Genomic DNA, 20,990 nt, shown 5'->3' with positions numbered 1-20,990 from the left:
TTGATGCTTTTCGCATTTCGGAAAATTTTTCTTATTTTATTGATAACCTCGCGGTAACTGGAAATATTGATCTATTGAGCGATCGGGCGAGCACCGTATAAACCATTGAGATGCCAGCATCAACGGGGCCGAGCGCAGCGTATCTCTGGCGACATGTGAATTGCTTTACCCCAAGCGCAAAGCCACTCTCCGACACCATTGCATGTCAATGATCAACATTGGCACGCTTCGTCCGTTGATTTGGGCGTTGGCCAACCGCGGAAGTTGCAGGTCATTACACCGGTAGCAGGCCCGTATGAGGATCGAGATGCTTGTCCCGGCTTAATTGCTGCACTAGTTGCTCCGACGGCTTGTCCGGCGGGTTTGCGTTCGCCGTCGCATTGTCGAGGGCCCACTGAAACGTCCCGTTCCATGCAGGTAATGGTGCGGGCGGCAGCGGCACGATCTTTTCGACGTCCGGAAGAGTGGCGCCTGCGTTCCGGTGGTCGATCAGAAATATGCGGATTGCTTCATAACGGCTCACGCGTTCCGCGTCCGCACTCGTACCCTTGCTTGACTTCTGCTGTTCGGCGAATAGATCTTCGAGCGCGGAAGCGGAACCCACATCGCCCTTCGCAATGCCTCTGTGGAAGACCTGAATCGCTTCGTTCCGTTTGCCGTCTTGCAGGAGCGCTCGCCCAATGGTCGAGATCGCATCGCCATATCCTTGTTCTGCGGCGCAGCGATATAGGGAATCCGCCACCTCCGCGTCTTCGCGGGTCGCCTTGACCGTCGTGCCGATGATCGTGGACGGGTTCAGCATTTCTGCGGCCTCGAATTGAGCATGCGGGTTGCCGAGGTCGGCCGCCTTGCGGTAGTAGGACAGCGCGGCCGGCAGGTTCCACTCTTGACTGGCGAAGCCGCCTTGGCGATCAAATCCCGCCGGGATATTTTCCGCGACGAGCTGGCGCAGTAACCGTGCGGACTCATCCTCGCGCTGCTTACGCGAGGGTGTTGAGACGTTATCGTATCCGTCATCTTTTACTTGATACAGAAGATCTATGAGCGCCAGATTCGCGCGATAGTCGCCATAGGCGGCGGCAAGCCGGTAGTAGCGGGCGATCTCCGTGAAGCGATCGAGAGTTAAGTCGCCGGGGCGCGAAGAAAGTTTATTCTCGAGATACTTGCCATAGCGATAGAGCTGGTCAGCTTGCGACTCGATAGCAGGCAGGTGATCAGTTTCATGCACGCACGTGTACGGCGAATGCGCGTGATCGGCTGCAGGGGCGGTTTGTGATCGTGAGCACGCAGCGAGTAGGCTGACGGCGAGAAGCAGCGAGATTATGCGGGTCATGGGTTGCAGGATGACAGGTATTTATATGCGACGAGGTGCTCCTTTGCTCCATTGGAAAGTTCCGGTTGCTCCTCAGTGCGTGATGTTAATAGTTATCGACGGCTCACGGACGCTATGATCCCTCTAGCGCAACCGGATAATGCGTTGTGGATATATATTCAAATGCTCGCCCAAATCAGTCTATCCGATTCGCCGAAACACATGCAGTGGGGTCCATGTTGAAACCCATCACAAAATTTTTTTTCATTGCCATCGCGGTCTTTGCCAACAGTGGGTCAGCGAAGACCGACGCTGAATGCCTTAAACATCTGGGCGGTGGCTATTCCGACGCCGTTTGCTTTGGGGGACTGCGAGCGGATATGGGCGCTCAAAACAGGGCGCTATACAAGAAAATACGGATGAGAATTCCGCCCGGCAACCCACACGCGAGAATGCTTGATGACTACATGTCGGCCCAAGACGCGGCGGTGAGATTCTGTGAATTGCAGCGCGACGCCGGTGCGAACTGGGAGAAGAGTCCGGACGGCACAATGTATCCCGCCTTATACGAGCAGTGCGTATTCGATCTCCGCAAAGTTCAAAACAGGTTTCTCAAAGATCTGCTGACGGCCGCCAACTGGTAGCAGAGAGACATCCCGGATGAGGTGACAGACCGGGTGTGTCGATCAGAAGCTGTGCCATGCCTGAAGATCGTCGAGACGGGACCCTTCACCGACACCGTCGCGAGTGGTCCGGCCGAAAACCGTCTCGCCGACGAAATGCGGCTCATAGATGTATTGCGGTAGCACGCAGTATCTCCTTCGTCTGACATCAGCAACCACCGTCAGACGCTCAAACATCTCCGGCATCCAGCTGAACGCTACGAAACGCGAGCAGGCAGAGATTGTGAACATGGAGCCCCACGCGTACCCCGGAAAACGTCGGCCGGCGATATCGATGAGGTGATACGAGTCGCCCTGCGGCGGCTCTCCTACGTAACGCAGGGACACCTTGTAGCTTTGGTCGGGTGATAAGAGGACATAGTCGCCCATACCTGCCCAATGGCAGGGTGCGCCAACCGTGAACTGTATCGTGCTGGTGATCATTGTGCTTCAGTTGACGTGGCGCCACGCCTGCTCGATCGCGCCAAACATAGGAGGTACAAAATCGTGACCGTCGAACGATACCGCTCGGCCGACTTTCAGATACTCAAGTGTCACCGGCGCGCTTAGCATCGCGAGGATCCCGCTGCTGTGCTTGCCGGTCGCAGCGATTTCTGCGAACACCTCGGCCTCAATCAGTTGTAAGAGCCCCCAGGTCAGGACTCCGGCCGACCGATGGCGTGACACCACAGCAGGCACTGCTTCTTTGACAGCCACGTCTGCGGCAAACAAAACTTCCATTCGTTCTCCGGTTTCCCCGCATTGGCATGCGTCTGCTCCGAGGCAGAATAGCATGCAGCCGCATCGGAGCCGATCGCGCGATACAGTAAATCGTGGCGCCTTTCAGCTTGCCAGGGTGCTGAAGCCACCGCCTACAAGCACCAGCAGCAGAACTACGAGCCCGATTGGCACGGTCACGGCTATCAGCACGCGGCCAACTGAGCCTGAATTTTTGTGTCTGGCGAGACAGGGTGATTGCCTAGCAGAAATTGGATGACCAGGTCAGCAGCAAGATTGCACAACTGCCGGACTGCAGGGAACGTCCGAAGAAAAGGATTGCCGCTGGGGAAGCGCGCCGCGATGCCAGCTACAGGCGGTCCGTCGAATCCCGATACGCAGGTGGATCCATCGTCCCGATGTCGATCGCAGCATGCGAGGCTAAGAAGCGCGAGCGCATGACGCAGACAGTCGCAGCGATCCATCGCTGCGGATAGCGGTCTTGACTGTATCGATAGCACGCTCCAGCCAGCGATCGTTTGGCGCACCTCGTGACTACACTGACTGAATGTCCCGGCTGGGCGAGAGCGGCGAGCCGAGATTAAGGAGCGTGTAGACGGCGGCGACGATCCGTTGCCGCCGCGTCGGAAAGCCGGCATGCCAGCGCCAGCGCAACGTAAAGAAGGGGATACCGACGGCGAACCAGACAGCGAGTAAGCCAAATGAGAAGACGGCGACCATCGATGGGTCCTTCCGCTGCGCCACGGCAAAAAGCAGGAACATCGTCAGTAGCAACGCAGTGACGGCGAACATGTAGCGATGCTCGCTCTTCGGTGGAATGCGTGTTGCGGCAGTGCGCGCGTCCATGCCTTGCCACCGATAGTGAGCCACGTAATTGCATTCGTCTTCGACATTCTGCAGCGCGTACACGCGTTTTTCGCCACCTAGCACCTCGTCCAGCACGGCAACCACTACGCGGTCGCCTTCTGCAAGAAAAGGTTCCGGCTGCCATTGCCAGTGGCCGGTAAAAAACGCCAGCTTTTCCCCTGCTAGCTCAAACCTGTAGGTCGCGAACTCCATGAAAGACGTGCTCGAAAAAGCGTTAAACGTATCCAGCGTGACATCTTTCAGACGACCCTCAATCCGCCTGATTGCGGGTAATTCAGCTGACATGAAACTCTCCAGTTGAGTGCTCGTGCGCTGGCACTGCCGATTGAGTGAGATACCTACCCCTCACCGACTCCATGAGCTCGAGTACACGGCGACGCCGGAAGCAATTCCATAGCGTTGCGATTTCGCCAATTCCCATCACCAACGCGAATGCGGCGACGCAGACGGCCAATACTCCTGCGATTCCAAAGAGAGGCGCCCAACCGGATGGGACTTTGAGCATCAGAAGAAACATAAGGCCTGCGACGGCCGAGCCGAAGCCCAAAAACTTCAACGTTGTTGGTATCTCTCGCCATGTTTGCCGTATAAGGGCCTCGCGCGATTCGCGCGCGACGGTCGGAAATCCTTTGCAGATCAACCAGTCTAGCTCGTGCGTGCCATCGGCCTTCTGATAGATACCGGCCGTCACCCGCAGGCGTTCGTCGGCCATCGTCCGCAGCGCTTGCGAGTCAGCTTGGAGCCACCGCAGTTCGCCGTCGATTCTCGTTCCGTCCAGAAGGAAACGCACACGGCCCTGGTTTGCCGGAATGGTGACGGCCACCCGGTAGTATTCGATTGTTCCTTCGAGTACTTTGATCGCCAATGCGCGGCCGTCACGTTGAAGTGGGATTGTCTCTGCCATTATCGTTTGCTTGAATGTATCGCTCGAATAGTAGCGGCAAATGGCTCGGCAGAACGACTTCGCGAGCGACACCCGAGGCGAATATGCCAAGCGCATTAAAAGTGTGGATCGAGCAGTGATAACGATGTGCAGTGATATTCTGCAAGGCAAATTTGGGGGTATGCGACGGTACCGAAACATTCTTGAGCAGGCGAGCGGCCCGAGCATTAGGCAGTCGTGCCCAAATAATGGTCAGAAAGCTGGCTAGGCCGACAAGGTCCTATAGCACGAAGCGCAACGCTTAGGTCGACAACAGCGGTTTAACAAAGAACAAAGGGGTAATGCGTGGGTTATTCTTATCATCGCACGCAAAAAATGACGGGCGCGATATGCATCGTGGGCGCATTTATGATGGTCTCAGGCTACGCTGTTGCACAGAAAATCGACTGGAAAGCTCCAGCTGACAAAGACCGGCTGATCAGTGCAATTACCACTCCGTCGCCAAAGCGAGATACTTGGGAACCTCTGAGCCTGATGCTCAACTGGGGCTACGGCAAGCCCTACGACGATACGGTTCGCATTCTCGAGGATTACCTGAAAGGCTTGCCGCCTCCATCGGATGAAGAACTGGCAAAGTTCAAGGATAAGGTGCGCGGCGAACTCGTGTCCGTGAAGGGCGGCCAGTTTCTGATGGGTGACTTTGGCCCGCAGTTTTCGCGGGAGAAGTTGCCTTACTCCGCCAATAACGGCGCGGCGCCGGCGCATAGCGTGGATTTGGATAGCTACTCGGTGCTGAGACACCGCATCACGTTTGCGGATTTCGACCTGTACACGAGGGCGAGCCATTTGCCACCGATCGGTATCCCGAACGCCTACGAGCTGCAGTTCCGATTTCCCGACTTTCCTGCTTCGTTCGTGACTTGGCAGCAGTCAAGGGACTTCTGCAAGTGGGCTGGCGAGGTCACCGGGATGCCGTTGGATCTGCCCACCGAGGCACAATGGGAATACGCAGCGCGCTCGCGCGGCGAAATGTGGGTGATTCCAAGCACAGAAGTGCCTGTCGTAGACGGCAAATACAACCTCACACAGATGGACGATCTGATTACGGCAAAGGGAGAGGGAACCAGTCCGGAGCCGATAATCAGTCGACCCGTGGGCACATACGGCGAGAACCGACTGGGCATGTCGGACGTGTTCGGTTACGGCAGGGAGTGGACTTACGACTGGTTCGACCCGAACTACTATAGCCACAGCCCGAAACGCAACCCGCGCGGACCGTCAGCGGGCACGCTTCGAAGCGTGCGCTATGGGACTGACAGCCGGATTCATCTCGTCATCGACCGTATCGGCTTCGCACCTGACACCGCGAAGGCCGGTCTCGGCTTTCGCTGCGCGCTCAACCAGGCCGAGCCAGTCAGGCAGTGAAAGGAGGCCGCGTAGATGCAAACTCAGGTGTCGGAAGAGCATAGTCTCAACATCGAACTGACCTACCGCCTGGCTGAGCCGCAACTGCCTGCAATCGAGGACGCGTATGGCCGCCTCTGGCGATTCGCGAGCGTCCTTACGCGAGCCGGGCTGCCAATCGAGAAGTGGCATCCGGTTGCATCCAATAAGAAAGCTACCCTTCGCAACATCGCGTTCGACGCAAACGGACCGACAAGTGCCGCGATCGCCGTAGCGAATCGCTCTCGCCGAGCTGGCCGTCACATCGCACGATCGTTATCGGTCTGGAACGGTGTTTATGAAGACGGCGGGGCGATTCTCTGCGATGCGCATGTAATTAATCGTCAACTGTGTTGTCTGGATCTCAAGGTCTTCGACATCGCTGCCTTCCGGCACTTCGCCACGGTAGTTGATCTTGTTTCGGAGGCGGCCCGTATCTGGTCCGCTTCCAGCGTCCAGGTCGGACCATCCGGATACTTCTTCGACCACAAGGCGTTCGAGACGCGGCCTGGAGTCGGCTGGATGCTTTACTTGCCACTCGTTCTTACGGCACCTCAGCTCCCTGAAGCGCCCGCTCTGATTCCCGTAATCGATGGTGAACACCAGAGAGGCACCATCATCGCGAGCGTCGTCGACGAACCTTTTTCGGCCACCAATCCTGGGCACGTAAAAATCGCCAATGCAGTAGAGACATCCATGGTTGATCGGGGCTTATTGCCATTGTTCACTGACTTGTAGCTAGGCATAAACATCGGGGCTGTTCGCTGTAGGGGGGCGCCGGCACAGACGACGCTGGCTTTATTCGGTCGTTTCACTCATGCGTTTCGCATATTCCGCTGCAGACGTTTTCGGTTCTGACGTTTTGCTGGCATGATGCACTCCTGCTTAATACGTGCGCCCGAGTATGTCTCCTATTCCATCGCAACACGTCAAGCTGCTCCTGCGCTGCTCTGCGGTATGCCTGGCCCTGTGCAGTTCGCAATTGAACGCCACCGCCGCCGAAGTGTTGACAGCACCTTCGAGAACACTACCGGCCTCTGGTACGACGTGGTGCTACAGCATTGGATCACCCCAGTCTTCCTCCATGACGCTTAAAGGTGTGTCCGCAGGTATTGCAAGCTATGCCATCGGCGGCCCCGGTGCAATCACACACATCGAAGAACAGACCGACACGTATGCGTCGGTCAACGCGACCCGGCATGGGCAGCGAAAACTGCTTGTGTTCCCGCTCGCGAAGGACAGGAAGTGGTCCGACGAGTTCACAGAAGACCTCACCTCGCATCTTGGTGGCGATGCCGAGTGGCAGTTCACCTATCACGCCATTTCACAAAGTCATGTCATTGGCACTGAGAAACGACATGTTGGCGCTGGGACCTTCGATACGTTTGTGATCGAGCGCAATACTGCCTGGACGAAAAGCAATCCGCACTCTTCAAGCAAGCTGTTGCAAGCCCAGAAATGCGGCGATGCCGACTGCACCGTCACCGGCTACAGCAAGGAAGTGTATTGGTATGCGCCGTCGGTCGGTCGCGCAGTCCTGCGGGCGTATTCGCAGAGCGGAGATTCCGACTTCATCTGGAATCTATCTCCGGACGACCTCCTCAGCAACGCTAGCTCGCTCGTCACTGAACTCGTCGGGTACGGCCGTGCTGCGTCCTGCGAAGCCCTCCATCCGCCATTGCACGCCCGCGTACCGTCAGCACCGTGGTACGGCTTTCCGTTGCTCATGAACGACACTTGGGAGTTTCTGATGCAACGGAACATAGCACCCGAATAGGCGTCCCGTAGTGCTTTGATGAACCGGTCTCCGACCACGAGTCGATAGTCGTATGGAGCATTTTGTTGAAGTCACCAATCGTCGTAACACTTCTCGTCGCGTGCTGTATGAATAGCTACGCACAGGTTTCTGGAACGGATCACGATGCTATCCAGACAACGGCGGGCGTAGTGTCGATTTCGAAGATTGGGAAAGCGCAGGCGGATGGCGTGACCTTTAATGTGACATTGAGGGGGACACACTTCGACCAGCTCTACGGGTCGCGTTACGCTTATTTCACAGATGGCGATACGGCGCACAAACCGGCCGACCGCATCATCATCGAGGACTTCGTCGGCGGCTTCTCCGAACCTCCATCAGTATCCATGTATGACTTCCGGAAGCCGCAGCCGGTAGTTTTGTCCATCGGTAACGCACTTGATCTCGACGAGGTTCGTTGGACCAATGACAACGTGTTCTTGAGTGCGAGCGGGGAATGGTACACGTTTGCCCACGATCGATTGTTCCGTTCGAAGCCGCCAAAAGGGACGGCTCCATGAATGGGGATCTTGATAGTCGTGCGGGTTGTCGCCGCCGTCATTTTCGCGGGCCGACTGGGGGGGCTGTGCCGACTACTGACATGGTGAAACTATACGGAGCCGCATGGAGTGTCTATGTGCGGATCGTCCGGCTTGCACTGGAAGAGAAACAGGTCAAATATGACCTGATCGAAGTGGATGTATTCGCAGAGACGGGTGTTCCGCGGGAGCATTTGGCGCGTCACCCGTTCGGCCGTATTCCAGCCTTCGAGCATGGCGATTTCCATCTTTACGAGACCGGCGCGATTGTTCGCTATATCGACGACGTTTTTCCCGGATGCAAACTGCAACCGACAGATCCGAGAGCCCGCGCCAAGGCAAACCAGATCGTTGGGATACTGGACTCCTATGCTTACCGAACGCTCGTTTGGGACATATACGTTGAACGCGTGGTTTCAGCTCGCGAAGGCCGGTTGGCAGATGAGCGGAAAATTACCGCCGCGCTACCGTGTGCCGCTGTATGTCTGTCTGAATTGACCCGGCTGTCCGACGACCGAGAGTTTCTGATTGGCGGCGACGTGACAATTGCCGATCTTTACGCCGCTCCAATGTTCGCATGCTTCATGCAGGCACCTGAAGCCGTTCCATTAATGGAAGGGTGCGAAAAATTGACCTACTGGTGGCAGCGATTCGCCGCTCGCCATAGCATGTCCCGAACAACGCCATGAGACCGCGTGCGGCACGCAACGGGCAGGAGCGGCTGTTCGGTGCAGCCTCATAGCTCGTCAGCAATCACCTGACGGAAACGGACTAGACCGCGCATATTGTGCCCTTGTTTGGACCTTGAGCGGGCACTTCAAGGGCACTCAATACTGCAAGAAGATTACGCTGGCGACGTGTCGGCAAACTTAATCGCCAGCGCATTGCTCCGTACGTGATAGTCAGTAAATAGCTCGCGCACGCAATTCCGAAGATCGAATTGAACACCACGGTCGCTGACAATCCGTTTCCGCTCGGCTCACCGTGTCCTAGATATGCGAACAGAGTGAAGGCCAATACGGCGAACGCGCCGAACACAGAGGCCTGTTTCCATCTGCTTTTTCCCCAAAACCGAGGGAGCCGCGGTAGGTAGTAAATCTGACTGTCCGGCATGCTCCCCTCGAGAGAGCCGGCCGCGAACGCTACGAAGACACGCGGGTCGGCAGGATTGCGAAAACCATAAACAAGATGTCGACCAGACAACGCCTCTGATGCAATCGCGAGGCATATGCTATCGCCCTCCGCAAGCGGTAACTCCACCTTACCGTAGTAGGGGATGCAATCTTTTGGCGTATACAGGACGACGAAGACGCCATTCACCTGAAATCGAAACGACCGCATTGTTCCGTGGTTAAAACTATTCCCGTTCCAATCGGTTGTCACCGTAAACTGCGTGCACTCTAACTCGGCTACTTCGCCTTCTAGCCGGACGATCTGCGCGTGCCGCAACCGATCCTTAACGTCATTCGAGAGATTTTCTTCGACATCGTTCGGCGTACCGGTTGAGGAAGGATGACTTCGTGATTTGAGTCGGTGCGCCATTCGCTCAGGGGAAAAGTACGATTGACGAAGAATGCCACGGTCTAATGGGCCGAGGCAACTACGAACATCGTGGTCGGTTTGGCCCAACGCGTATTGACCTATGCCGACCGGATTATGCTTGTCAAATAACGGCACGGTCCAAGCCACGGCGACCACGATTCAACCGAGCGGGCGGGATGTTGCACACGAAGGCGATAGCATGTTTTGCCCAGCCTGCAATACGGCAGGCAGAATCCAGTGAGACGGCCCCCGCCAAGTGATGACCGCACCGGATGGCATCCGAGAGATCAATCCTGAGCTTTTCGCGCATCATCCTGACCACCCGATCAGCCGGGAGAACATAAACGAAATCGTTGACCGGCGAAATAACTTCGCCTCGATTCATAACTGGGAGGGATTGAAGTGATACGTATGGCAGGATTGTTCACGGTTGTTTTGTTGTCCCTCGTTAGATATGACTTGGCGAATGCGCAAACTCCGTTGTCGCAGGATGAACAGACGCTTTGCAACGAAGGCGAGGAGATTTATTTCAGTTGTCCGCTGGAGAACGGCAAGACCGTTTCCGTCTGCGCAAAGAACAACACCGACCCTGACCGGGGCTACGTGCAATACCGATACGGTAGCAAGGACGATGTCTTCGTATTTCCGCCCGAGAATGTTCAGCCTGCCAAGACGGTCGAGATCACCGACGTATCCGAAGGAAGTATTCGTGGCCTGCATTTGAAGTTCTCGAAGGAGCAGTACACGTATGTCGTGTCCTCGGTCTCGCCGGGTGAACTCTATGTATCGAAAAATGGGAAGATAATTTTCGATAAAGAATGCCAGGTTTCAAGATACAAGAACTTTTCGAACAAAATTTTCGACGAAGTCAACGAGGCGCCTGTGACGAAGGTCGATATGCACTGAATGATGTTCATAGGCACCTTTTCAGCAATTCATAGGGTGCCACCCGACGAAGATGCCCATTCGTTCTTGATCCCCAGCCAGAAATCCGGACATCTCATGAATTATCGAAAGCTTACAGCCACGTCTCTGACTGTTGTGCTCGCTTTGATTGCTCCTGTCGCCCACGCCGACGGTATGAATGCGTCAGTATCGGCGATACCGTCGCTGAAGCAGCACACTGCGCCGCTGGACGCTTCGTTACGATCGTTGCGCACCGGCATTCTTAAGGACGCGAAGGAGTGTGCAGACAACGCGAGTGGCATGGGCGCAACGGCGCAATATCATGCCGATATAAAGAAGACGGTTGAGACGCAGAGCATCGTTGGATTCGAAGTGACCGGAAGTTCGCAGTGTGACGACGCGCATCCTAATGCGTACCAGTACGGTATTTCATATCGCATCAAGGATGGCAAGCGATTCGATCTGAACGAGGTGTATGCAGTAGGACATCGCGATAGCGGTAGCCTGTTTTTGACTAAGGAATCGGTTGTCCCCGTCATGGCTGAGTTCAGGCGGATCAATGCTGGGAAACCTGATTGTCTCGATGCGTCGACATTTAATGACGAGTATCTGATGTCGAAGGCGTTTACGTTGGCCGTACGGACAGACGGGAGCTTGCAGTTTTACTTCGATACGGCCTATGTGGAGGCTGCGTGTTTTGCGCCAATCCGGTTGGGTGCTCAAGCGGTTAGTGCGTTCAAGGATGGAAAGAAGGCTGTGCAGTATGGATTGCCTTGATCCCGCTCGCGCGCGCTCATCCGACTAGGTCAGAACGCTGAATTGCTGCTGTTCGAGCGACACCGTCTCAACGATCGTTTCGAACTCAGCCAGCAGGTCTGGCTGACGTTGCCGCAGGTATTGAGCTACCAGTTGATTCTCCACGAGCCTGGCGAGATATCCTTTTGCGAGCACCAGGTTCAGCACATCCTGTCCGTAGGTCTGCTCGACAAGCTTGTATTGCCCCTGCAGATTGCTCATCTCCCGCTCCATCTTCGCCATCTGTTCAGGGGTGACGCCGGTCAGCTTTGGCGGCTTCTTTCCATCAACCAGGCGTGCTGCGGGTGTTGCGACTAGCAGCGCTTCGGCATAAGGCACGGTCACGTTGTTCGCCGCTATCATCAGCTCGACGCATTCGACCTGCCGCGTCGGCTTCATTTTTCGAATTGCGCGAGCGAGGTCTACCGAGAACTGGCGATCTCCCAGAAGTTCGGCGGCTTCAGGACATATGCCGTCTAGCAGCGAAAGCTTCTTGAGGATCATGGATACGTCCATGGCGAGGGCCTTTGCCAGCCTCTCCGGCGACACACCCCGTTCGACGACGCGCCGGATCATATAATGCTCCTGGATTGTGGACAGCCGATTGACGCGATTGTTGTACGTGTAGCTTTCGTCATCGGTTGCAACCAGGCACGATACCTCGACAAATCCGAGCTTCTGCATCGCAATGAGGCGCAGGTGACCATCAAGCAGCACATGTTGACCCGTACTCTGATGCGCTGCCGTGACGGACAACGGCTCGATCAGGCCGATCTCCTCGATCGAGGCCTTGATCTGCTTGAATTTGCGGGAATCGATGATTGTCGCCGGCGTTTTGCGCGACGGCAGGATGCACACTAATGGAACGGATAGCGGCTCAGGAATGAAACCGAGCGTCACGCCTGTCATGCGACGCTCCCGCCCGACCAGACACGCTCGGCAAGATATTTCGGCAACGTTGCCAGTCCCTCTGCACGTAGCAGATTGACGAAGTTTTCATCGGCGAACATTTGACGGAGTGCACCCACGACGAACATGAGCCGCTGCTGCGCAAATTCGGCCTTACGCACCATCGACTTCTGGCGTTCGACTTCATGCTGGTAGGTCCGCACCAGGCTCGATGTCGTTACATCCGTGAGCTTGCCCGACATGTTGTGTGCGGCGGAGCGCCCAAGCGTTTTCCGTCGTTCGATAATCCGTCGGGCGTCTATCAATTGCTTGCCGCGTAACTTGCCTGACTCGTAAGCTTCCTGCAGAGCAGCCTGTATTGCCGTGTCGTCGTCACCGGCGCCGACAATAGACAGTGCGGCGTTAAGCGGAATTCGTCCCTTTTCCACTGCTATGACCAGTCGTTCCTCGCCACGATGCAGTAGCATCAGGATACCTTGGATATATGATTGCGTGAGCCCCGTTTTTTCCGCGATCACCTTCGACGTATATCCTTGCTCCTGCAATTGCCGGATACCGGCGAGGAGTTCGAGCGGCCTGCACTGACGACGCGCAATGTTCTCCGCGAGACTCATGATGAATGCGTCTTCGTCGCTGACATTCACAACCATCGCCGGAATGGTTGTCTCGCCGAGTGATCGGAAAGCCTTCAAGCGACCTTCGCCGCACACAAGCAGATACTTCTCGACGCCATCTGCTGTTGCACGCGGCGTGACCTTGATCGGCTTTTTCAGGCCGATCGCGCTGATGTTGCCGACGATTTCGTTGAAGACGCGATTGTTACGCTCACGAGGATTGATAACCTCGATCTGGTCGATCGGAATCATCCGCACGTCGCCCGCCTGTTGCTGCTGGTTCATGCCACCCTCCGGAGGCGGGCCCGCTCAGCCATGCCATAGAGATAATCAAGCGTATCAAAACGGTAGCTCTCGAATTCGACCCTGTTCTGGTCGGCGAGGCTGATGCGCGGCTGGCCGAAATCCAGACGCGGCAGGAGGTAATAATCGAGCGCCGCGGAATTCGCGTGGTCGAGCCTAACGGCTACGGTAATGTCCGGCAACAGGCTCGTGTCGAACCGGACCTTCCAGCGATGCCGCCCATTTTCGTGTGTCTGGCAACGCGCGAGAACGAGGCAGGTAGTGAACTCATGGTTGACGGTGAGCATATCTGTGGCTGGATCGCGCAGCACCGTGCCACCGAGATCGGCGATCTTCTTCTCCGTCTGCGCAACGATTTCCGGGTGAAGCTGCCGGAGGAAGCGATTCGTTTCGAGATAGCGGTAGTCGCGACCGGGCGTGAAACCCACGGTCTGGTAGGCGCGGATCAGGCTGCCGAATCTGTACATGTAAACGGAGCTTGATGGCATGCCATCAGTCTCGTCGATAACCAGGCCGGACAGGAAACCACGGTTGCGGTACAGGTTACGCAGACGCTCGATGAGTTCCTCATTCGAATAGCGCCGGGCACGCGCCCGCATGATGCCCTGTGCTGTGTAAAACGTCTCACTCGGTACGATAGACTGGAATGCACCTTCCTTCCGGATCCACATGTCCGGTGTATTCACGACGCGCATTTTCTTAAGTTTGAACGACACTCGGTTATAGACGTTGTTGCCGATGTATTTCTCGTTGGTCAATACCTCCCGTACAGTCGCTCGTGTCCATTCCCGGTCGAGGTTTGTGCGAACACGCATACCATTTAGCCGGGCCGCAATCTCGTATTCATTTAACGACCCGTCGATAAACCAGTTGTAGATGAGATTGATAATCCGGATTTCGCTCTCGGGCCCTGGCATAAGGATCACCCGATCGGTCTGCAGGCTCTTGTGTTCGCCTCGCTGGAGTTCGCCTTTCATGATCCCGTGCTGATCGATGAGCACGCGGCGCAGACCATAACCGGCCGGTCCTCCTTGCCGGAAGCCGAGCTCGATCAGCCGGCACTGACCGGCAAACACCTTGGCCGACAATTCCCGGCTGTATTCACCGGCCATTGCCCGCTTGACTCCTTTCACGATGGTGGATACCGGTGAACCGTCGTTCTCGAACTGCTCGGCGCAGTAGGCAACCTGGATGCCGGCACGCCTACAGACATACTCGTAATACGCGCTTTCATCCGCGTCCTGGAATCTCCCCCAGCGGCTCACGTCGTAGACGAGGATCACCTGAAAATCCGCGCGACCGCTTTCGACGTCCTTGATCAACTGCTGCAGCGCCTGCCGCCCGTCGATACGCAGACCGCTTTTACCCTCGTCAGCATAGGTGCGTACGATCTCGAGACCGCGTCGCACGGCGTACTCCCGGATTCTGTCGCGCTGGTTCTCGGTCGAGTACTGCTGGTGCTCAGTTGACATGCGAACGTATTCGGCCGCCCGTACCGAGGGGGCCTGCGCGACGGCGGTATCGCCTATGTGATTGAGTGACACGGTCCTGCTCCCGCTGCTTCGAATCCTCGCTCCCCTGAGCTTGCGTGTCCGGCATCGCGTCGGACACGCAGATCGTCACATTCGAAACGCAACCGCGTCGCAACTGCGGTGGTGTCTGATTCAGAGCGGGTACAAGGCAAAGGTAGCAGGCCTGGCGCGGAAGTCGATCACGTCATCTCTTTGCAATCACGTATGGGTGGCCCGTTTGGTGCCGACAGCACGGCGATATGAACGGTGCACGCGTTCATCTTTGCAATGCCCGTTTCGACGGCACGACGCAGTATGTAGAAGCCTGATGCGAGCGGGTGTAAAGGCGGTGACGCGTCCATGTTTGCAACTGGACTGGAACTTCGTCGCGCATTCCGGTCTCGTTGCATCGCGCAATTGCGCTCCCGATAGGCCGGGTGCGTCGCGCGGTATTGACGCCAGTAGTCCGGGTGACGAGCACGCCAGTTCGATTGCGCCCGCGCCTGGTTATCGCGGTAGTCGGCGTCGACGCGAAGTCGCCGCCGTTGCCAACGGCGGCGGCGTTCCCGCTGACACGCCGCCGCCGAGCAGTACCGTTGATCAGGGACCCGCAAAAGGGGATGAAATGGATTGCCGCAGGCAAGGCAAAGTCGGGCCGATTTCATGATGGCGCTCCACGCTGATATCACAGGCGGGTCCGTCATGCCCGGGGCGAATCAGGTTCGGAGCCTCCGGGCGGCGGCGACCCACCCGAGAAGATCTTCCCGCTTTCTACGGCCGCTAGTTTTTGTTTTCGTGGCCCGAGGCGCATTCCGACCGGCCGGGGCCGGTGATGAAGCCGCCATTAATTAGGGTCGCACCTAAACGCTACTACTTTGGCGCGTGAGTAGGCCAGTCTCAAAAACCTGGACATTTCTTGACCGCCGGCGTGCATCGAGATGGGTCGCTCAAGACGGCCCTATGGGCGATGGCGATGGGAGAGCTTCGCCAGGAAGGTACCCCGTTGAATGCCGGTTCAACTGCGTGCAAAAAAATCTCACACGATGCTTCCCCAAATCTCATCCGATGCGTCGCACAGTCCGCAGAGCCTTGTCTGACGGGCCCAAAAATCTCACGTTTTGAGTGTCGCTACATTCTTGTAGGGTCTATTGAGAAGATTCACAAATAATTAACTTGATTCAAGACGGAATCTTAGAGCAGTAGGAACGGAGGGGGGCGACAGTTCGATCCTCCTCAGCTCCATCATCAGATGTTCTAGGCAGTTCCGCAGTATTCCCGAAACCCCGCAGCCAGAAAGGCTCGCGGGGTTTTTTTGCATCCATTCGGTGGTCAAAAAATCCGTTGACGGAAACGTACCGGATCTTGGATGGACGCTGCCGCGTTATCCTATAAAATCGCCGTCTATAAGACACAAACGTAAAGAGCAAAATGCAGCAGGAAAAAATCACTCTGTCCCAACTCGAAAGCTTCCTCTTCAAAGCCGCCGACATTCTGCGCGGCAAGATGGACGCCAGCGAATTCAAGGAATTCATCTTCGGCATGCCAAAAACCGCGCGGAAGGTGCGAGAGAAAGACTGCAAACTGCTATAGCCCGAGCGCTCGGCAATTTCAGCGATGGGCATCGAACCATTCGCCAGATATCCCGCCGCGCGATGCAAGCGCAAACGCCGCACGGTCGTCGCCACCGTCTCGCCATACATCGCCTGGAAGATGCGATGCCAGTGATACGGCGACATGCACGCGATTTGGGCGAGACGATCGATATCCAGCGGTTCGTCGAGATGATCGTAAATATGGTCCAGGACGCGGCCCAGCCGCGTTTCGTAACGCGCCCGATTGTCCGATTGGTTCATAACTAAGTGGCCAACAAAGAGAAGATTGCCGAATGGATGCGAATCAAAGTACCACGTCCCCATTTACCAAATCCTGCGAACTTCGCCAAAGCGTCCGTGAACGGAATTAAGTGTCCACTGACACAATCGCCCGCGAACTTTGCCGAATTTCGATAACACCTCGAATAATGGCTCACTACCATCGGCTGAAGCCTGTCCGCCCATACACCGCAAAGCCTTGCGGCGTCGAGCAAGCGGCAACATCAGGAGCGCCCGATGAAATCAGAATCCAAAAGTCAGCACGTCGGTAAAGTCACGCATCACGAGTTGAAGCAGACGCTCGGCACGTGGCAACTGTGGGGGATCGCGGTCGGTCTGGTCATTTCCGGCGAGTATTTCGGCTGGAGCTACGGCTGGGCAAGCGCCGGCACGCTCGGCTTTGTCATCACGGCGGTTTTCATTGCCGCGATGTACACCACCTTCATTTTCAGTTTCACCGAGCTCACCACGTCGATTCCGCATGCGGGCGGCCCGTTTGCCTACGCGCGCCACGCTTTCGGCCCGACCGGCGGTTATCTGGCGGGCGCGGCAACGCTCGTCGAATTCGTGTTCGCACCACCGGCGATTGCGCTCGCGATCGGCGCCTATCTGCATGTGCAGTTTCCGGGTCTCGAACCGAAACATGCGGCAATGGGCGCATATCTCGTCTTCATGGCGCTGAATATCGTCGGTGTGCAGATCGCAGCAGCCTTCGAGTTGTGTGTGACGCTACTCGCGATCTTCGAATTGCTGGTGTTCATGGGCGTCGTGTCGCCCGGATTCCAGTGGTCGAATTTCACGAAGGGCGGCTGGTCTGGCGCGGACACCTTCAGCATGGGCTCGTTCCACGGCATGTTCGCTGCGATTCCCTTCGCGATCTGGTTTTTCCTCGCGATCGAAGGCGTCGCGATGGCTGCTGAAGAAGCCAAGAATCCGAAGCGTTCGATTCCGATCGCCTACGTTGCCGGTATTCTGACCTTGGTGGTGCTCGCCATCGGCGTGATGGTGTTCGCAGGCGCCGCCGGCGATTGGACCAAGCTGTCGAATATTAACGATCCGCTGCCGCAAGCCATGAAGTTCATCGTCGGTGAACATAGCGGCTGGATGCATATGCTGGTGTGGCTTGGCCTCTTCGGGCTTGTCGCGTCGTTTCACGGCATCATCCTCGGATACTCACGGCAGATCTTCGCGCTGGCTCGCGCCGGTTATCTGCCGGAGTGGCTTTCCAAGGTGCATCCGCGCTTCAAGACGCCGCATCGCGCGATCATCGCGGGTGGCGTGGTCGGCATCGCCGCGATCTATAGCGACGAGCTGATCCAGTTCGGCGGCCAGACGCTAACGGCGAACATCGTGACGATGTCAGTATTTGGCGCTATCGTGATGTATATCATCAGCATGTTGTCGCTGTTCAAGCTGCGCCGCTCGGAGCCGAACATGGAACGCCCGTTCCGCGCGCCGCTGTTTCCGTTCTTCCCGGCGTTCGCGCTGGTGGCCGCGGTGATTTGTCTGGCTACGATGGTCTACTTCAATTTCCTGGTGGCCATCGTGTTCGCGATCTTTCTCGCGCTCGGCTACGTCTACTTCCTGTTGACACGTCATCAACGCGAAGCAGCGCCGTCGGACGCTTTGCTCGAAGAGTGACGGATCGAGCCGCTGCGCAAGCAGCGGCGATGGAGTCGTAAAGATGAGCTACACCGAGACAATCGGCAGTCGCACTTATCGCTTTGCCGATCTGAAAACCTTGATGGCGAAGGCCAGTCCGCAGCGTTCCGGCGACCAACTCGCGGGCGTTGCGGCGGCGAGCGAAGAAGAGCGCGTCGCGGCCAAGATGGCGCTCGCGCAGGTGCCGTTGCGCACGTTTCTCAACGAAGCGTTGATCCCATACGAAAGCGATGAGGTCACGCGTCTGGTGATCGACGATCACTCGCCGCAAGCGTTCGCCGAGATCTCGCATCTGACGGTCGGCGATTTCCGCAACTGGCTGTTGAGCAATACGACCGATGCCGATGCGCTCACGCGTATCACCAACGGTCTCACGCCGGAGATGGTTGCCGCTGTCTCGAAGCTGATGCGCAATCAGGATCTGATCGCGGCGGCGCGCAAGCGTCCCGTGATTACGCGCTTTCGCAATACGATCGGCTTGCCCGGCCACATGTCGGTGCGTCTGCAACCAAATCATCCGACCGACGACGTCAAAGGTATCGCCGCGTCAATGCTCGACGGCCTGATGTATGGGTGCGGCGACGCGATGATCGGCATCAATCCGGCCAGCGACAATCTTGCCGCGATCACCAAGCTATTGCTGATGATCGACGACTTCCGTCAACGCTATCAGGTGCCCACGCAATCGTGCGTGCTGACTCACGTGACGAACACGATTGCGGCGATCGAAAAAGGCGCGCCGGTCGATCTGGTGTTCCAGTCGATTGCTGGAACTGAGAAAGCGAACGCGGGCTTCGGTATTTCGCTCGCGTTGTTGCAGGAGGCGTATGAGGCGGGACTGTCGCTGAATCGCGGCACCGTCGGCAATAACCTGATGTATTTCGAAACCGGGCAGGGCAGCGCGTTGTCGGCCGATGCGCATTTCGGCGTCGATCAACAGACGTGCGAAGTGCGCGCTTATGCCGTCGCTCGCAAATTCAATCCGTTTCTGGTCAACACGGTGGTCGGCTTCATCGGACCGGAGTATCTGTACGACGGTAAGCAGATCACACGCGCTGGGCTTGAAGATCACTTCTGCGGCAAGCTGCTCGGCGTGCCGATGGGTTGCGACATCTGCTATACGAATCACGCCGAAGCCGATCAGGACGACATGGATAATCTGCTCACGCTACTCGGCGTGGCGGGCATCAATTTCATCATGGGCATTCCGGGCGCGGACGACGTGATGCTCAACTATCAAAGCACGTCCTTCCACGACGCCCTCTATGTGCGCGATGTGCTCGGCCTGCGCCGCGCACCGGAATTCGAAGAGTGGCTGGAATCGATGCAGATTACTGATGCACGCGGTGCACTGCTCAGCGCATCCCTGCAGCAACCGCTGCTGGAAGGCGCGAATGACTGGATGGGCATCGCATGAGCGACTTTCTTGAAAAGAATCCGTGGAATACGTTGCGGCAGTTTACCAACGCGCGCATCGCGTTGGGCCGCGCCGGCAACAGTTTGCCGACTGCACCGTTGCTGGCGTTCAACCTGTCGCATGCGCAGGCGCGCGACGCGGTGCATCATCCGCTCGATACGGACGTGCTGCATGAACAGCTGCGCGCACAAAGTTTCAGCACACTGGATGTGCACAGCGCCGCGCCCGATCGCGAGCATTATTTGCGGCGTCCGGATCTTGGCAGGCGCCTGAGCGATGAGAGCCGCGCAGCGCTGGGACAACTCAAGGTCGAATCACCCGAAGTAGTCTTCGTCATTGCCGACGGTCTCTCCGCATTCGCTGCATCGAAGCAATCGATTCCGCTGCTGCAAGCCGTTTGTGCAAAACTCACGGACTGGAAAGTCGGTCCAGTAGTAGTTGCACGTCAGGCCCGCGTCGCGCTCGGTGACGAAATCGGCGAACTGCTCGGTGCCAAACTGATTGTGATGCTGATTGGCGAACGGCCAGGTTTGAGTTCGCCCGATAGTCTCGGCATCTATTTGACTTACGCGCCGAAAGTGGGCTGCAGCGATGCGCAACGCAACTGCATTTCGAACGTGCGCCCCGAAGGTCTGACCTACGAGTCAGCGGCGCACAAGTTGCATTACTTGCTGATGCACGCAAGACGTCTGGGTCTCACGGGCGTTGGTTTGAAAGACGACAGCGACGCGCTGCTAGCGAGTACGCCGACAACACCGGCAGTTGGCGACGACTCAAACTAGACACGACACAGAAACGCTAAGCATCCGCCCGTTCCACCGGATGCGTTTCCAACCACGCGTTCTCTTCATCTTCGAAGAGGCGTGAGCGCGTCAAGAACCGCAATCCGCTCGGCCGTTCTAAAGAAAACATACCGCCATTCCCCGGCACCACATCGATGATCAACTGCGTGTGCTGCCAGTACTCGAACTGCGATTCGCTCATATAGAACGGCACGCCGGCAATCGTGCCGAGTTTCACGTCGGACGAACCGACCATGAACTCGCTCTGAGGGAACATCATCGGCGCGCTGCCGTCGCAGCATCCACCGGATTGGTGAAACAGCACAGCCCCGTGTTCCGCGCATAGCTTATCGATCAGATCGACCGCAGCAGGCGTGGCGATCACGCGGGCTACTTCCTTCTCATCAGCCATCACATGCCCTCGTTGAAAAAGAGCGAG

22 protein-coding genes are annotated in these 20,990 nt (G+C 56.9%); 11 read left to right on the top strand and 11 right to left on the bottom strand.

Going from position 1 to position 20,990, the window contains the following annotated elements; genetic code table 11:
* Positions 1-274: 274 nt before the first annotated feature.
* Positions 275-1,228, bottom strand: a complete 954-nt coding sequence (locus R8871_RS30665; protein ID WP_175053817.1) for an SEL1-like repeat protein — start codon at positions 1,226-1,228, stop codon at positions 275-277.
* 320 nt (positions 1,229-1,548) lie between these two features.
* Between R8871_RS30665 and R8871_RS30660 the strand changes: the two genes are divergently transcribed.
* On the top strand, positions 1,549-1,956 hold the full coding sequence (locus R8871_RS30660; protein WP_246287873.1) for a hypothetical protein: 408 nt from the start codon (positions 1,549-1,551) through the stop codon (positions 1,954-1,956).
* A 42-nt stretch (positions 1,957-1,998) separates the two neighbouring features.
* Here R8871_RS30660 and R8871_RS30655 read toward each other — a convergent pair whose 3' ends face one another.
* The 4 genes from R8871_RS30655 to R8871_RS30640 form a co-directional block, all read right to left on the bottom strand.
* The gene (locus tag R8871_RS30655; RefSeq protein ID WP_175053816.1) at positions 1,999-2,418 is read right to left on the bottom strand and encodes a hypothetical protein; all 420 of its coding nucleotides are present in this window, start codon (positions 2,416-2,418) and stop codon (positions 1,999-2,001) included.
* 6 nt (positions 2,419-2,424) lie between these two features.
* The gene (locus tag R8871_RS30650) at positions 2,425-2,715 is read right to left on the bottom strand and encodes a DUF2471 family protein (RefSeq protein ID WP_175053815.1); all 291 of its coding nucleotides are present in this window, start codon (positions 2,713-2,715) and stop codon (positions 2,425-2,427) included.
* 531 nt (positions 2,716-3,246) lie between these two features.
* On the bottom strand, positions 3,247-3,864 hold the full coding sequence (locus R8871_RS30645) for a hypothetical protein (RefSeq protein ID WP_175053814.1): 618 nt from the start codon (positions 3,862-3,864) through the stop codon (positions 3,247-3,249).
* Positions 3,854-4,483, bottom strand: a complete 630-nt coding sequence (locus R8871_RS30640) for a hypothetical protein (protein WP_175053813.1) — start codon at positions 4,481-4,483, stop codon at positions 3,854-3,856. Before R8871_RS30640 ends, R8871_RS30645 begins: the two co-directional genes overlap by 11 nt.
* A gap of 324 nt (positions 4,484-4,807) precedes the next feature.
* On the opposite strand from R8871_RS30640, the gene R8871_RS30635 reads away from it, so the two are divergent.
* The 5 genes from R8871_RS30635 to R8871_RS30615 all read left to right on the top strand — a co-directional run bounded on the left by R8871_RS30635 (position 4,808) and on the right by R8871_RS30615 (position 8,928).
* Positions 4,808-5,887 carry a formylglycine-generating enzyme family protein gene (locus R8871_RS30635; protein WP_175053812.1) on the top strand — a complete coding sequence of 360 codons (1,080 nt, stop codon included), beginning with the start codon at positions 4,808-4,810 and terminating at the stop codon, positions 5,885-5,887.
* A gap of 15 nt (positions 5,888-5,902) precedes the next feature.
* Positions 5,903-6,643, top strand: coding sequence for an Imm52 family immunity protein (locus R8871_RS30630; RefSeq protein ID WP_175053811.1), 741 nt, complete (start codon positions 5,903-5,905; stop codon positions 6,641-6,643).
* A gap of 244 nt (positions 6,644-6,887) precedes the next feature.
* Positions 6,888-7,682 (top strand): hypothetical protein, encoded by a 795-nt coding sequence (locus tag R8871_RS30625; RefSeq protein ID WP_175053810.1) that lies wholly within the window; start codon positions 6,888-6,890, stop codon positions 7,680-7,682.
* Positions 7,683-7,789: 107 nt separating this feature from the next.
* Positions 7,790-8,221 carry a hypothetical protein gene (locus R8871_RS30620; protein WP_246287870.1) on the top strand — a complete coding sequence of 144 codons (432 nt, stop codon included), beginning with the start codon at positions 7,790-7,792 and terminating at the stop codon, positions 8,219-8,221.
* Between the two features lie 80 nt (positions 8,222-8,301).
* Positions 8,302-8,928: a glutathione S-transferase family protein gene (locus tag R8871_RS30615; protein WP_175053808.1), complete on the top strand. Its 627-nt coding sequence runs from the start codon at positions 8,302-8,304 to the stop codon at positions 8,926-8,928.
* Between the two features lie 82 nt (positions 8,929-9,010).
* Here R8871_RS30615 and R8871_RS30610 read toward each other — a convergent pair whose 3' ends face one another.
* Positions 9,011-9,928 carry a hypothetical protein gene (locus R8871_RS30610; protein ID WP_175053807.1) on the bottom strand — a complete coding sequence of 306 codons (918 nt, stop codon included), beginning with the start codon at positions 9,926-9,928 and terminating at the stop codon, positions 9,011-9,013.
* Between the two features lie 264 nt (positions 9,929-10,192).
* On the opposite strand from R8871_RS30610, the gene R8871_RS30605 reads away from it, so the two are divergent.
* Together R8871_RS30605 and R8871_RS30600 are read left to right on the top strand one after the other, a co-directional pair.
* Positions 10,193-10,687, top strand: a complete 495-nt coding sequence (locus R8871_RS30605) for a hypothetical protein (protein WP_175053806.1) — start codon at positions 10,193-10,195, stop codon at positions 10,685-10,687.
* A 96-nt stretch (positions 10,688-10,783) separates the two neighbouring features.
* Positions 10,784-11,464 (top strand): hypothetical protein, encoded by a 681-nt coding sequence (locus R8871_RS30600; protein WP_175053805.1) that lies wholly within the window; start codon positions 10,784-10,786, stop codon positions 11,462-11,464.
* Positions 11,465-11,488: 24 nt separating this feature from the next.
* On the opposite strand, the gene R8871_RS30595 is transcribed toward R8871_RS30600, so the two are convergent.
* The 4 genes from R8871_RS30595 to R8871_RS38945 form a co-directional block, all read right to left on the bottom strand.
* The gene (locus R8871_RS30595; RefSeq protein ID WP_175053804.1) at positions 11,489-12,391 is read right to left on the bottom strand and encodes a plasmid partitioning protein RepB C-terminal domain-containing protein; all 903 of its coding nucleotides are present in this window, start codon (positions 12,389-12,391) and stop codon (positions 11,489-11,491) included.
* The gene (locus R8871_RS30590; RefSeq protein WP_175053803.1) at positions 12,388-13,290 is read right to left on the bottom strand and encodes a ParB/RepB/Spo0J family partition protein; all 903 of its coding nucleotides are present in this window, start codon (positions 13,288-13,290) and stop codon (positions 12,388-12,390) included. Before R8871_RS30590 ends, R8871_RS30595 begins: the two co-directional genes overlap by 4 nt.
* Positions 13,287-14,852: a recombinase family protein gene (locus R8871_RS30585; RefSeq protein WP_246287868.1), complete on the bottom strand. Its 1,566-nt coding sequence runs from the start codon at positions 14,850-14,852 to the stop codon at positions 13,287-13,289. The genes R8871_RS30590 and R8871_RS30585 overlap by 4 nt, the downstream gene beginning before the upstream one ends.
* A 1,145-nt stretch (positions 14,853-15,997) precedes the next feature.
* Positions 15,998-16,672 carry a helix-turn-helix domain-containing protein gene (locus tag R8871_RS38945; RefSeq protein WP_456095319.1) on the bottom strand — a complete coding sequence of 225 codons (675 nt, stop codon included), beginning with the start codon at positions 16,670-16,672 and terminating at the stop codon, positions 15,998-16,000.
* A 255-nt stretch (positions 16,673-16,927) separates the two neighbouring features.
* Here R8871_RS38945 and eat point away from each other — a divergent pair, with 255 nt between their 5' ends.
* The 3 genes from eat to eutC are packed head-to-tail and all read left to right on the top strand — an operon-like array spanning position 16,928 to position 20,551.
* Positions 16,928-18,331 (top strand): ethanolamine permease, encoded by a 1,404-nt coding sequence (gene eat / locus R8871_RS30575; RefSeq protein ID WP_171925244.1) that lies wholly within the window; start codon positions 16,928-16,930, stop codon positions 18,329-18,331.
* 43 nt (positions 18,332-18,374) lie between these two features.
* Positions 18,375-19,769: an ethanolamine ammonia-lyase subunit EutB gene (locus R8871_RS30570; protein ID WP_175053802.1), complete on the top strand. Its 1,395-nt coding sequence runs from the start codon at positions 18,375-18,377 to the stop codon at positions 19,767-19,769.
* A complete protein-coding gene (gene eutC / locus R8871_RS30565; protein WP_175053801.1) occupies positions 19,766-20,551 on the top strand; it encodes an ethanolamine ammonia-lyase subunit EutC in 786 nt (261 codons plus the stop codon). Before R8871_RS30570 ends, eutC begins: the two co-directional genes overlap by 4 nt.
* A 16-nt stretch (positions 20,552-20,567) precedes the next feature.
* Here the strand turns inward: eutC and R8871_RS30560 are convergent, their stop codons facing one another.
* On the bottom strand, positions 20,568-20,963 hold the full coding sequence (locus R8871_RS30560) for a DUF779 domain-containing protein (RefSeq protein ID WP_171925241.1): 396 nt from the start codon (positions 20,961-20,963) through the stop codon (positions 20,568-20,570).
* Positions 20,964-20,990: the final 27 nt, after the last annotated feature.

The sequence above is a fragment of the Paraburkholderia sediminicola genome, from assembly GCF_902859805.1.
GTDB lineage: Bacteria > Pseudomonadota > Gammaproteobacteria > Burkholderiales > Burkholderiaceae > Paraburkholderia > Paraburkholderia sediminicola.
Note: the sequence above shows the minus strand (reverse complement) of the source record. Positions and strands in the feature narration are given on the sequence as shown.